The organism is Bacillus sp. SN1 (assembly GCF_002796895.1).
GTDB classification, from domain to species: Bacteria; Bacillota; Bacilli; order Bacillales; family Bacillaceae; genus Bacillus; species Bacillus inaquosorum.
Genome location: NZ_PHIE01000003.1, coordinates 232,293 through 244,938, shown reverse-complemented (window position 1 = coordinate 244,938; position 12,646 = coordinate 232,293). Strand labels below are relative to the sequence as shown.

At 47.2% G+C, this 12,646-nt stretch carries 12 protein-coding genes; 6 read left to right on the top strand and 6 right to left on the bottom strand.

Annotated elements, in window-relative coordinates; translation table 11 throughout:
- Positions 1-15: 15 nt before the first annotated feature.
- The 3 genes from polX to zapA all read right to left on the bottom strand — a co-directional run bounded on the left by polX (position 16) and on the right by zapA (position 2,598).
- Positions 16-1,728: a DNA polymerase/3'-5' exonuclease PolX gene (gene polX, locus CVV77_RS12865; protein WP_100275572.1), complete on the bottom strand. Its 1,713-nt coding sequence runs from the start codon at positions 1,726-1,728 to the stop codon at positions 16-18.
- A gap of 72 nt (positions 1,729-1,800) precedes the next feature.
- Positions 1,801-2,334: a CvpA family protein gene (locus tag CVV77_RS12860; protein ID WP_100275571.1), complete on the bottom strand. Its 534-nt coding sequence runs from the start codon at positions 2,332-2,334 to the stop codon at positions 1,801-1,803.
- 6 nt (positions 2,335-2,340) lie between these two features.
- Positions 2,341-2,598: a cell division protein ZapA gene (zapA, locus tag CVV77_RS12855; protein WP_003237682.1), complete on the bottom strand. Its 258-nt coding sequence runs from the start codon at positions 2,596-2,598 to the stop codon at positions 2,341-2,343.
- 133 nt (positions 2,599-2,731) lie between these two features.
- On the opposite strand from zapA, the gene rnhC reads away from it, so the two are divergent.
- Positions 2,732-3,673, top strand: a complete 942-nt coding sequence (gene rnhC / locus CVV77_RS12850; RefSeq protein ID WP_019259115.1) for a ribonuclease HIII — start codon at positions 2,732-2,734, stop codon at positions 3,671-3,673.
- Positions 3,674-3,708: 35 nt separating this feature from the next.
- Here the strand turns inward: rnhC and pheT are convergent, their stop codons facing one another.
- Together pheT and pheS are read right to left on the bottom strand one after the other, a co-directional pair.
- Positions 3,709-6,123 (bottom strand): phenylalanine--tRNA ligase subunit beta, encoded by a 2,415-nt coding sequence (pheT, locus tag CVV77_RS12845; RefSeq protein WP_100275570.1) that lies wholly within the window; start codon positions 6,121-6,123, stop codon positions 3,709-3,711.
- A 15-nt stretch (positions 6,124-6,138) separates the two neighbouring features.
- Positions 6,139-7,173: a phenylalanine--tRNA ligase subunit alpha gene (gene pheS / locus CVV77_RS12840; protein WP_003237687.1), complete on the bottom strand. Its 1,035-nt coding sequence runs from the start codon at positions 7,171-7,173 to the stop codon at positions 6,139-6,141.
- A gap of 80 nt (positions 7,174-7,253) precedes the next feature.
- Here pheS and CVV77_RS12835 point away from each other — a divergent pair, with 80 nt between their 5' ends.
- On the top strand, positions 7,254-7,460 hold the full coding sequence (locus CVV77_RS12835) for a hypothetical protein (protein WP_019259117.1): 207 nt from the start codon (positions 7,254-7,256) through the stop codon (positions 7,458-7,460).
- Positions 7,461-7,526: 66 nt separating this feature from the next.
- On the opposite strand, the gene CVV77_RS12830 is transcribed toward CVV77_RS12835, so the two are convergent.
- Positions 7,527-8,273, bottom strand: a complete 747-nt coding sequence (locus CVV77_RS12830; protein WP_100275569.1) for a TrmH family RNA methyltransferase — start codon at positions 8,271-8,273, stop codon at positions 7,527-7,529.
- Between the two features lie 119 nt (positions 8,274-8,392).
- On the opposite strand from CVV77_RS12830, the gene sspI reads away from it, so the two are divergent.
- From sspI to CVV77_RS12810, 4 genes are all read left to right on the top strand, one after another.
- Positions 8,393-8,608 carry a small acid-soluble spore protein SspI gene (gene sspI, locus CVV77_RS12825; RefSeq protein WP_003222464.1) on the top strand — a complete coding sequence of 72 codons (216 nt, stop codon included), beginning with the start codon at positions 8,393-8,395 and terminating at the stop codon, positions 8,606-8,608.
- Positions 8,609-8,676: 68 nt separating this feature from the next.
- Complete coding sequence (locus CVV77_RS12820; RefSeq protein WP_019259119.1) at positions 8,677-9,783, top strand: CdaR family transcriptional regulator; 1,107 nt, start codon at positions 8,677-8,679, stop codon at positions 9,781-9,783.
- Between the two features lie 102 nt (positions 9,784-9,885).
- Positions 9,886-11,298, top strand: coding sequence for a glycolate oxidase subunit GlcD (glcD, locus tag CVV77_RS12815; protein WP_100275568.1), 1,413 nt, complete (start codon positions 9,886-9,888; stop codon positions 11,296-11,298).
- Entirely contained in the window at positions 11,295-12,629 is a 1,335-nt protein-coding gene (locus CVV77_RS12810) for a (Fe-S)-binding protein (protein ID WP_100275567.1), read from the top strand. Before glcD ends, CVV77_RS12810 begins: the two co-directional genes overlap by 4 nt.
- Positions 12,630-12,646: the final 17 nt, after the last annotated feature.

The window sequence follows — 12,646 nt, the reverse complement described above, 5'->3', positions numbered from 1 at the left end:
TGTGAGCCTCCTTACTTAATCGTTGCGCTTCAGGAATGCCTCTACGTCTTTAAGCGACCGGGCATTCAGAACGTTTTTCGTTTCCATCCATCCTTTGCGCGCGGCAGTAACGCCGGTTTTCATATCGTCTAACATCTCAATATTATGGGCATCGGTATTAATGACCAATGTGACCCCTTGTTCGTTTGCTTTGATTAAATGTTCTGTGCGCAAATCGAGGCGCGCAGGGTTGGCGTTGAGTTCAAGCGCCGTATTTGTTTTCTTCGCAAGCTCAATCAGCTTATCAATATCGATTTCGTAACCGGCCCGTCTGCCGATCAGGCGTCCGGTCGGATGTGCGATAATGTCAACATGCTTGTTGGTCAGTGCCGTCTCAAGCCGTTTCATAATGACATGTTCCGGCTGATTAAAGCTGGAATGAATCGATGCAATAACGATATCCATTTCGGCCAGCACGTCGTCATCATAATCAAGCGTACCGTCAGGCAGAATATCCATCTCGACGCCTTTCAAGATCCGGAAATTCTCGAACTCAGCATTCAGTGCGTCAATTTCTTTTGCCTGCTGCTTGAGCCTTTCTGCAGTCAGCCCGTTGGCAACCTTTAAATATTGCGAGTGATCGGTGATCGCCATATATTGATAGCCTTTTTCCATGCATGCTTCAGCCATCTCTCTGATAGAAAACGCCCCATCGCTCCACGTTGAGTGCATGTGGAGATCTCCCTTGATTTGCTCGGGCTCTATCAATTCAGTGCTGTCGCTGTAGGTTTCCACTTCTTGCCCGCTTTCACGGAGCTCCGGCGGAATCAGCGGCAGGCCGAAGTGCGCATAAAATTCACGTTCACTCGGAAATGTTTTGATATCTCCGGTTTCAACTGTCTCGACGCCGTATTCACTGATCCGCTCGCCGCGTTCTTTCGCGATTTGGCGCATCTTAATGTTGTGATCCTTTGATCCCGTAAAATGATGGAGTGTTGTCGGAAACTGCTCTTCCGTGACAAGACGGAAATCAACGCTTGTTTCATATTCAAAGGAAAGGATAACGGACACCTTCGTATCTCCGCTCGCGATCACGCTTTTGATGTTTGGCAGTGCAAGCAGCTGCTCTCTTACTTCAGCAGGGCGATCTGTGGCAATGATATAATCCAGATCCTTCACCGTTTCCCGCGCTCTGCGGAGACTTCCGGCACGGGAAAATTTGATGATATCCGTAAATTGAGAAAGATGCTCTTCAATGTCCCTGGCGATCCGGAGGGCGTAGCCGATCGGGAACCGTTCAGGCTGTTTTCCGGCTTCCCCGAGCGCCTGTAATATTTTTTCTTCTGATTTTTTGCCAAAACCCGCAAGACCTTGTACCTTTTGCTGTTCACAGGCTTCCTTCAGAGATTCTGCATCATGTACGCCGAGCTCTTTATACAGCTTTGCGATTTTTTTGCCGCCGAGGCCCGGCAGCTTCAATAAAGGCACGAGTCCTTCCGGCACTTCTTTCTGCAGCGATTCGAGCGTGCTTGACTTTCCTTCATCTATATACTCTTTAATGACGCTGTACGTTCCTTTTCCAATGCCGGACAGCGACATCATATCGTCCATTTCTGATAAACTGCGGTCATCCTGTTCCAGGGCTGCCGCTGCTTTTCGGAAGGCGGATACTTTAAACGGGTTGTCCCCTTTGAGTTCCATGTAGACTGCAATGGTTTCGAGCAGCCGGATAATATCTTTTTTATGCATACAATAACCCCCAGACGTTCACATATGTTTCCATCATACTTGAAAAAAACTTCTCCGGACAAGAGAAGTTTTTTATGCCCCGTACTGTGTCCACAGCTCTTGTAGGAGCCCTGACAAATACGGTGTATGGTTAATGATCACATTTGCGAGAGACGATTGCCCCATCATTTGCTGCAAAGCATCTACCGGAAGCACGGATGCAACATACAGCAGCACAAATGTAAATAAATAGACTTCAAGAAAACCGAGAACGGCGCCCAGCACCTGGTTGATTTGTTTAATCACCGGAATGCCGGCTACAATACTCAAGAATGAGCCTATGATTCTCAGTAAAATTTTAGCGATAATAAATAAAACGATAAACGCAATCGTATTATAGTAGGCTGCTTCCAAATTTCCCGTGAAAAAAGAAAGAGCCGGCTGTCCCGCTGAAAAATCGGGTGCGGGAATCCACTTTAAATGCGGCGCCACATTTTTATAGAATAAAGCCGCAAAGGCGATCGATAAAATAAAGCTCGTCAAGCGGATAAACTGCAGAATAAAACCGCGTTTTAATCCCAGTAAAGTCCCCATCAGGAGCAAGATTAAGATGATGATATCTAGCATAGTTGTTCAATCCTTTTCTTTAAGCTGACGCTCCAGTTTCTCATATTTTTCTTGTAATTTGACATAATCGTGCACCACATTTACCGCTGTCAGCACTGCAAGTTTATTTATATCAAGGTATGGATTTTTTTCATTGATTTCTCTCATTTTATCATCAACAATTCCGGCGACATACCTCATATGGGCTTTGCTTTCTTCACCGACAATCGTGAAGTGCTGGCCGTAAATGTCAACGGTTGTTTTTGTTTTTTTGCCGTCAGACAACGTTTCTCCTCCATTCCGCGAGAATCCTAGTTCTTATCATAACACGTTTATTAAATGAATGGAAAGACGAGCCTCCCGCTGTTATGATACACTGGTATATACAGCGAAAAGTGTAAAAAAAGGAGATTATTACGTGTCCCATTCTGTGATAAAAGTACCGTTGTCTGCTATTGACCAAATGAAAATGACGTATAGCGGTTCGCTTACTGCCTCTGTTCCGCAGGGAGCCGTTTTTCAGGCGAAACCACCAGGCTGTACCATTACAGCATATAAATCCGGCAAGGTCTTGTTTCAAGGCAAAAACGCAGCGGCAGAATCCGCGCGCTGGGGAACAGCAGAGCCGCAGGAAAAGAAGAAAACGGCCAAAAAGCCGGCTGATCCCCGCTATGTTCCTCCGGCAGATATCGCCGGAATGTCTGTTATCGGCTCTGACGAGGTCGGAACTGGAGATTACTTTGGCCCGATGACAGTTGTATGCGCGTACGTCGACAAAACCATGCTTCCTTTAATGAAGGAACTCGGTGTTAAGGACTCTAAAGACTTAAAGGACCCGCAAATCATTGAGATTGCCCGAAACCTGATCAAAACCATTCCGTACAGCCTGCTTGTATTAAAGAATGAAAAGTACAACAGCATGCAGGAAAAAGGCATGAGCCAAGGGAAAATGAAAGCCTTGCTGCACAATCAGGCCATCACCCATTTGTTAAGAAAAATGGACGGGGTAAAGCCTGAGGCCATTTTGATTGACCAATTCGCTGAGCCTGGCGTCTACTTCAATCATTTAAAGGGCAGAGACATTGTGAAGGAGCGGACCTATTTCAGCACAAAGGCTGAAGGCATTCACCTGTCAGTCGCCGCTGCTTCAATCATTGCAAGATATTCGTTTTTAATGGAAATGGATAAACTATCGCGTGAGGCAGGAATGACGCTTCCGAAAGGGGCCGGCCCGCACGTGGATGAGGCGGCTGCCAAGCTGATCCTTAAAAAAGGGGCATCCGCTCTCAGAGCCTTTACAAAACTCCATTTTGCCAATACGCAGAAAGCGCAGCGCCTTGCCGCTAAAAAACGTTCATAGAAAAAAGCTTGCAGATAAATCTGCAAGCTTTTTTATTAGCCTCTTAAAACGGCCTGATATTTGTCTTCTAACGCCTTCAGCACTTTGCTGTGCGCCTTTGTCACTTCTTCTTCAGTCAGGGTTTGTTCAGGGTTTACATATTGAAGTGAGAAAGCAACTGACTTTTTGCCTTCCTCCATATGCTCGCCTTCGTATACGTCAAAGACGGATACTTCTTTCAGAAGCTTTCCACCAGCCTCTTTAATGACGCTTTCGAGCTGGCCGCTTGTGACGGATTTATCTGTTACAAGCGCGATATCACGTGTCACAGACGGATATTTTGGAATCGCCGTGTAGACAAGCGGCGCTGTTTCCGCTGCGAGTAACGCATGAAGATCAAGCTCAAACACGTATGTCTCTTTTATATCCAGTTCTTTTTCCAATGAAGGATGGACTTGGCCGATGAAGCCGATAAGAGAACCATTCAATAGAATGTTCGCTGTTCTGCCTGGGTGCAGCTGTTTGCGTTCAGACTGAACAAATTCAATGCTGTCGAGGACGTTCAGTTTTTCTAACAGCCCTTCTACAATTCCTTTGGCGACGAAGAAATCAACCGTTTTTTTCTCGCCCTGCCACAGCTGCTTGCGCCATAATCCGGTAACAGCTCCTGCCACGCGTTCTGTTTCAACAGGTTTTGTGTCCTCTTCCTTCGTCAGGAAAACGGAGCCGACTTCGTACAGTGCGACTGAGTCAGTCTGTCTCGCCAGGTTGTAAGAAACGGAGTCAAGCAGATTCGGAACAAGACTGTGCCTGAGAATGCTTCTTTCTTCACTCATCGGAAGCGCAAGCACAGTGTTCAGTGATTTTTCAATCGCAAACGCTGCCGCTTTCTTCTCGTTTGTCAGTGAGTAAGAGATGGCTTGTGACAAGCCTGCGCCTTCAAGAAAACGTCTGACTTTACGGCGTTTTGCCTGATATGGCGTTAATCCGCCTGTTGTTCCCGCTGTCTCAGGAAGCTTAGACGGAATGTTATCGTAGCCGTACAGTCTTGCCGCTTCTTCAATTAAATCCTCTTCGATTGTAATGTCACCGCGGCGTGATGGAACTGTCACGACGAGCAAATCATTTGCTTCACCGACAGTAAAGCCGAGACGATTATAAATGCTGATCAGTTCTTCTTTGCTGATTGTCATGCCGAGGACGCTGCTCACTTTGTCAGCAGAAACATGAATGTTATTCGCTTCGATTGTCAGGTGATCTTCCTCAACCGTTCCAGCGAGCACTTCACCGCCTGCATACAGATGGATTAGCTGTGCAGCCCGTTCTGCCGCAAGACGTACGCGCGCCGGATCAATGCCTTTTTCAAATCTTACGCTTGATTCACTTCTCAAACCAAGATCTTTGGAAGCCTTGCGAACCGTCTGTCCGTTGAAGTACGCAGCCTCAAGCAAAATCGTTTTTGTATCTTCCTGAACCTCTGACTCGGCTCCTCCCATGACACCGGCAACGGCTTGCGCTTTCGTTCCGTTCGTAATGACAAGGTGATCGGCAGACAGCTTACGTTCTTGATCATCAAGGGTTAAGATCGTTTCATTTTCAGCTGCTTTTCTTACTACAACTTCCTTGGAGCCGAATCTGTCATAATCAAACGCGTGAAGCGGCTGTCCGTATTCCAGCAGGACAAAGTTTGTGATGTCAACAACGTTGTTGTGCGGACGAATGCCTGCATTCATCAGCTTTGTCTGCATCCAAAGCGGTGACGGAGCAATCGTGACGTTTTTAATGATTTTTGCAGTATACAGCGGGTTCGCTTCTTGATCTTCGACTTTGACAGCGATGTAATCAGACGCTTGTTCTGAAGCAGCCGGATAATCCGTTTGCGGAAGTTTTACCTCTGTATCTAAAATCGCCGCAACCTCGTAAGCAACACCAAGCATGTTCATGGCATCCGCGCGGTTTGGCGTTAAACCAAGCTCAAGGATCGCATCGTCAAGCTGTAAAGCCGCTAAGGCATCGTTTCCTGTTTCAGCGTCATTCGGGAATACGAAAATGCCTTCCGTATACTCCTTCGCCACAAGCTTGCTTTCAATGCCAAGCTCCTGTAAAGAACAGATCATGCCGTTTGATTCTTCACCGCGAAGCTTTGCCTTTTTGATTTTGAAATTGCCCGGCAGCACCGCTCCGACTGTTGCAACTGCGACTTTTTGTCCTTTATCCACATTCGGCGCGCCGCAAATGATTTGTACAGGTGCTTCCGCTCCGATATCAACAAGGCACTTATTCAGCTTATCAGCATTCGGATGCTGCTCGCGCTCCAGCACGTGGCCGATGACAACGCCTTTGATGCCTTCCCCTTTGTATTCAATTCCTTCAACCTCAATACCGGCTCTTGTAATTTTCTCAGCAAGAACAGCCGGATCCATGCCTTTTATGTCAACATAATCCTCTAACCATTTATAAGAAACAAACATCCTAGCATCCTCCTCTTACGCCTGTTTAAACTGCGAAATAAATCTGACATCGTTTGTATAGAAGTGGCGGATATCATCAATGCCGTATTTCAGCATCGCGATGCGCTCAACACCCATTCCGAATGCGAAGCCCTGATATTCCTTCGGATCAAAGCCAGCCATTCTCAGCACGTTCGGGTGAACCATGCCGGCGCCGAGGATTTCGATCCAGCCTGTTCCTTTACATACTGAGCAGCCGTTTCCTCCGCATTTAAAGCATGTCACGTCTACTTCTACTGAAGGCTCAGTAAACGGGAAGAAGCTTGGGCGGAGTCTGATTTCGCGGTCTTCCCCGAACATTTTTTTCGCAACGAGTTCAAGCGTTCCTTTTAAATCACTCATGCTGATGTTTTTGTCAACGACAAGCCCTTCAATTTGCATAAATTGGTGAGAGTGCGTCGCATCATCGTTATCACGGCGGTATACTTTACCCGGACAAATGATTTTAACCGGCCCTTTGCCTTCGTGCTTTTCCATCGTCCGTGTCTGAACTGGAGAAGTTTGCGTTCTCATCAGAGTTTCCTCTGTAATGTAAAAGCTGTCTTGCATATCGCGCGCAGGGTGTTCTTTCGGCAGGTTGAGCGATTCGAAGTTGTAGTAATCCGTTTCAACCTCAGGTCCTTCCTCGACTGTGTAGCCCATACCGATAAATAAATCTTCAATTTCTTCAATGACAACTGTGAGCGGATGGCGGCCGCCGACTGCGACAGGGTTCCCCGGCAGCGTGACGTCGATTGTCTGTCCCGCAAGCTTCTGCTTCATTTCTTCTTCTTCAAGCTTCTCGTTTTTGATAGCAATCGCATTGGCGATACGCTCTCTTACTTCGTTCGCGAGCGCGCCCATTTTCGGACGTTCCTCAGCAGAAAGTTTGCCCATTCCGCGCAGCACTTCTGTAATCGGCCCTTTTTTTCCGAGATATTGCACCCGAATATCATTGACAATCTTTAATGAGCTTGCCGCTTCTACTTGTTCTAAAGCTTCTTGTTCCAGCTGTTTTAGCTTTTCTTCCATTTTGCATCCTCCTTTTATGTAACAAACCGTTATATGTCTTTGGAAAACAAAAAAAACCCGTCCCTTGTACAAGGGACGAGTTGTGGCCGCGGTACCACCCTTATTTCAGACAGACTGATGCTGTCGTCAGCTTCATTGACATAACGGAATCAGATTCCGGTTCACCTTTACGCGCAGTGTGCGCGGTCCCGGCGACAACTCAAGAGGTGAAGACAATTTCCGGCTGCGTTAAAAATGCTCTCAGTCAGCGGCATTTTCTCCCTGGAAAGCAGTTGATCAGAAATTGAGATCCTCTGTCACGGTTTTTCAAATATTATGTTCTATTATAGAGAAATCCAACGCTTCGCGCAACACTATCCTCGCAAGTGATACACGAGGATGGCAGCCGCAATCGCAACGTTCAGTGATTCAGCCTGTCCGTAAAGCGGCACGTACAGGTTCAAATCCGTTTTTTCCAGCAAGGCGGCATCCACCCCTGCTCCTTCATTTCCTACAATGAGCGCAAAGGATTCAGCCTGAGGCATATCCCTGTAAGGCGCTCCGTTTTGCAGCGCCGTGCCGTACACTTTTACCCCCTCTGCTTTCAATTCATCCACATATGTATGCAGGTTTCTTCTCACAACAGGAATATGAAAGTGAGCACCTTGCGCGGATCGAAGCGTTTTTCCGTTAAAGGCGTCCGCCGTGCCGTCACCGAGCACAACCGCATCTAAACCGGCCGCATCTGCTGTCCGAATCATCGTGCCGAGGTTTCCCGGATCTTGAACAGCGTCAATCAGCAGCACCCGCTGAGGCGACGCCAGTTTTTCTTCAGGCATATGGCACACAGCGGCGATCTGCTGAGGCGTTTCAGTTTCAGTAACAGCTGAAAACGCATCTTCACTCAGCACGTAGCACTGGATGCTTACATCAAGTTCTGACGGAATTTTCGTTTCATCCTTTACAAGGATTTCTTTCACCGTGCCCGGGCTCTTGAGCGCCTCTTCAACAAGATGTTCTCCCTCAATCAGAAATGTATTCGTTTTTGTTCGTTCTTTTTTCGTGTGAAGCTTTTTCCAATCCTTCACTTTTTGGTTTTTTGCGGATTCTATTTGTTTCACTGTCTGTGTGGCTCTCCTTTTTTTAACATGATGTTATTATATCGCAAGAACAGCACATAATAAACCAGGTGCAGGGTTAGAATATCCGTATAACATTTTAGGAAAAGGAGCGTTTTCACATGGATCTTAATTTACGTCATGCCGTCATTGCCAATGTAACCGGCAATAATCAGGAGCAGCTTGAACATACAATTGTGGATGCGATTCAAAGCGGTGAAGAAAAAATGCTTCCGGGGCTCGGCGTTTTATTCGAAGTCATTTGGCAGCACGCATCCGAGAGTGAGAAAAACGAAATGCTAAAAACGCTTGAAGGCGGATTAAAACCCGCCCAATAAGACATGAAACCGGGTGACAGCGCCCGGTTTTTTTCTTATATAATAAAAACATGATGAGGGGGATCGCCATGTTTTTACAACCGTTATTAGCGAAAAAAATCATTGCTGAAGTCAAAAAAATGTACGAACGTGAAGTCATTATTGTGAACACAGACGGTCTCATTATGGCAAGCACAAATGATGAGCGGGTCGGGCGTTTTCATGAGGGAGCGCTCATCTGCGCAAAAGAGAAGCGCAATGTCATTATTGCAAAAGAAGATGAAAAGAAATTAAAAGGAGTGAAGGCAGGCCTGAATCTCCCTGTATTTTCTGACCGTGATGTGATCGCCGTCTTCGGGCTGACAGGCGAGCCCGCTGAGATTCAGCCATACGGGGAGCTGCTTCGGAAAATGACAGAGCTGTTCATTAAGGAATCGTGGCATTTAGAGCAGTCCCAGTGGCGTGAGAGAATGCTGGAGTCCTTTATGATTGATTGGCTGCAATTAAAAGAATGGTCACCCGGTTTTCTGGAGAAAGCCCAGCTTCTTGGTATTGACCTTGCCTCCCCGCGCCAAATGATTCTCATTCAAGGATATGAGTGGTCACGCTATGAAATTGAACAAATGACACATATCTGGAAATCAGCGTACCCTTCGGATTTGTTCATCAGATGGGGAAATGAACGGATTCTGATTAATCACGAAGTGCCAAAACATGAACAAAGGGATCGGCTTTTACGGCAGATTCTTCTCATTTGTTCGTTTGCTCATACCGCAAACAGCCGATATGCAGCAGCTGGCGCCGGAAGGGCTGTTGCAAGCTCCAGCCTGACAGACTCATACGAGCAAGCGGAAAAAGCGCTGGCTGTCAGCCTTAAGCGAAAAACGCCCATCTTCGAAGAGGATCTGAAGCTTGATATGTGCCTGACTGAGATCAGCCCTGGTACCCGTAATGAATTTCCGCAAAGAGTATTCCGTGAGGCACTTCAACGTCTGGAGCTTATGAATACGATACGGACTTTCTTTCATCACGATTTGTCTTTGAAACAAACCGCTGAAGACATGCATATACACATCAATACTTTGCGTTATCGTCTGTCTAAGGCTGAACAGCTGACAGGTTTGCGTTTTGACCGCACCGAGGACATCGTCACAATGTATGTTGCACTCTGTTTTTTAGATCAAGATACAAAATAAAGAGAGTTTCAGTTTCATTATTTATATGTTTCTCCATGGAAGGCTTTGCTTTTTTTCTTTTACAATAGATTGAAAGCGTTTTTTGACAGGGGGATGGGTGAAATGATCACCAAAGATGTAAAAGAACAGCTGATACAAATCGTTGGACCGGAAAACTTTGATGACTCCAATGCCGGGCGTCTCGTCTATTCATATGATGCGACGCCGCAGTTTCAGTCTATGCCTGATGCCGTGATTGCACCGAGGAATACAGATGAAGTATCACGAATTTTAGCGATTTGCAGCGAACATCAAGTGCCGATCGTTCCAAGAGGATCAGGGACAAACCTGTGCGGCGGCACGTGCCCGACTGCAGGCGGACTTGTTCTTCTCTTTAAGCATATGAACCGGATTCTTGAGATTGATGAAGAAAATTTGACCGCCACAGTCCAGCCGGGCGTCATTACGCTGGATATGATCCGCGAGGTTGAAAGCAAGGGTTTGTTTTATCCGCCTGATCCGAGTTCTATGAAAATATCAACCATGGGCGGAAACATCAATGAAAATTCCGGCGGGCTCCGCGGATTAAAATACGGCGTCACCCGCGACTATGTTATTGGACTGGAGGTTGTGGTCGCAAATGGTGATATCATCCGCACCGGCGGAAAACTCGCAAAGGATGTGGCCGGATACGATCTCACACGTCTTTTTGTCGGCTCAGAAGGAACGCTCGGCATTGTGACAGAGGCAATCGTCAAACTCGTTCCAAAGCCGGAAACAAAGAAGACGCTGCTTGCCCTTTATGAAAATATCGACGCCGCTGCTCAAACGGTATCAAACATCATTGCCGCAAAAATCATACCCGCCACGCTTGAATTTCTCGACCAGCCTACACTTTTGGTGATTGAGGATTATGCCAAAATCGGACTGCCGACAAACGCAAAGGCGGTTCTGTTAATTGAGCAAGACGGACCGCTTGAAATCGTAGCACGGGATATGGAAAAGATTGAGGCGATTTGCAAAAAAGGCGACGCCGTTTCCGTTCAGACCGCACAAACAGAGGAGGAAGCGTTTGCCCTGACTGAAGCCCGGCGTTCTGCACTTTCTGCCCTGGCCCGCCTCAAGCCGACGACGATTTTAGAGGATGCGACCGTTCCTCGCTCAGAAATCGCCAATATGGTAAAAGCGATTAATGATATTGCTGCTAAATATGATATTTCCATCTGCACCTTTGGCCATGCGGGAGACGGGAACCTTCACCCGACATGCACGACAGACATAAGAAATGAGGATGAAATGGAACGTGTCGAACAGGCTTTTGCCGAGATTTTTGAGAAAGCGATTGAACTTGGCGGGACGATAACCGGGGAGCACGGAGTCGGGGCCATGAAGGCGCCTTACTTGGAAATGAAGCTGAAAAAAGAAGGCATTGCCGCGATGAAAGCGCTGAAAGCGGCATTTGATCCCCGTAACATATTAAATCCCGGCAAAATGTTTGCGAAAGACGCCAGAAAACGTGTGGTGACGGAAAAATGACAACAGAAAAAGAAATGAAACAGATCCAAGATGAGTTTAAAGAGCGCATGGATGAAGGCGAGCTTTTGAATTGTATGCGCTGCGGCTTCTGTCTTCCTTCCTGCCCGACCTATATCGAATCGGGATTTCAGGAAACTCACTCTCCGCGCGGGCGCATCGCCTTAATGAAAGCCGTAGCCGACGGTATGATTGAACCGGATGAAGATGTCGAACGGTCGCTGTCACTTTGCCTCGGCTGCCGCGCCTGTGAACCTGTATGCCCGTCAGGCGTGAAATACGGACAGCTGCTTGAGGAAGCCAGAGATATTATCCACCAAAATAAAAAACACTCGCTCAGCGCACGTGTCATGCGAAAGGCGGCTTTTCACGAGCTGTTTCCGCATCAAAACCGCATGCGCTCAGCTGTAAGCCTTATCGGTTTGTATCAGCGGTCAGGGCTGCAAACCGCTATGCGTAAAACTGGTATGCTTCGCGTCCTGCCAGAGCATTTGCGGACGATGGAAGCTGTTCTTCCTGATGTTCCCAAAAGCAAAGACATGAAACATCGGCCTCGTTTACTGCCGTCAATTGGCCCCATGAAAAAACGGGTTGCCTTTTTTTCGGGCTGCTTAATGGATACAATGTTTTTACCGACCAACAATGCCACACTAAAACTTTTACAGCTGGCAGGCTGTGACATTGTCATCCCGCCTGAACAGGCTTGCTGCGGTGCCCTGCATGGACACAGCGGTGAAAAAAACGCAGGCAAGGAGCTCGCGAAACAAAATATCGCTGCTTTTGAAGCGTTAGACGTGGATGCTGTCATTACAAACGCAGGAGGATGCGGAGCCTTTCTCACTGAATATGATCATTTGCTGAAGGATGACCCTGAGTGGTCGGAGCGGGCTGCTGCGTTTGTTCAGAAGCTGAAAGATTTTTCGTCCGTTTTGGTTGAGCTCGATTTCCATCAGATGGACCTAGCACTTGAGACGCAGCAGATCATTACCTATCAAGATTCATGCCATCTAAGAAATGTGATGCATACGTCGCTCGAGCCCCGCCAGCTTCTTCAAAGCATCAAGGGGGCCGAATTCAGAGAGATGGATAAAGCGGACAGCTGCTGCGGATCAGCGGGAATTTATAACATCGTGGAAGCTGAGATGTCTATGAAAATACTGGACAGTAAAATGGCTGCCGTCAAAGCAACCGAAGCGATCGTCATTGTGACAGCAAATCCAGGCTGTTTGCTGCAGATGAAACTCGGCATTGAACGCGAAGGACTAAGCGATAAAGTCAAAGCCGTTCACCTGGCTGATTTGCTGCTGGAAGCATCTGGACACATAACATCATAAGAAAGCCCAAAACAGAA

Coding starts and splice junctions, on each gene's coding strand:
- polX (WP_100275572.1), bottom strand. CDS start 1,728: ATGCATAAAAAAGATATTATCCGGCTGCTCGAAACCATTGCAGTCTAC.
- CVV77_RS12860 (WP_100275571.1), bottom strand. CDS start 2,334: ATGCTAGATATCATCATCTTAATCTTGCTCCTGATGGGGACTTTACTG.
- pheT (WP_100275570.1), bottom strand. CDS start 6,123: ATGTTTGTTTCTTATAAATGGTTAGAGGATTATGTTGACATAAAAGGC.
- pheS (WP_003237687.1), bottom strand. CDS start 7,173: ATGGAAGAAAAGCTAAAACAGCTGGAACAAGAAGCTTTAGAACAAGTA.
- sspI (WP_003222464.1), top strand. CDS start 8,393: ATGGATCTTAATTTACGTCATGCCGTCATTGCCAATGTAACCGGCAAT.
- CVV77_RS12820 (WP_019259119.1), top strand. CDS start 8,677: ATGTTTTTACAACCGTTATTAGCGAAAAAAATCATTGCTGAAGTCAAA.
- glcD (WP_100275568.1), top strand. CDS start 9,886: ATGATCACCAAAGATGTAAAAGAACAGCTGATACAAATCGTTGGACCG.
- CVV77_RS12810 (WP_100275567.1), top strand. CDS start 11,295: ATGACAACAGAAAAAGAAATGAAACAGATCCAAGATGAGTTTAAAGAG.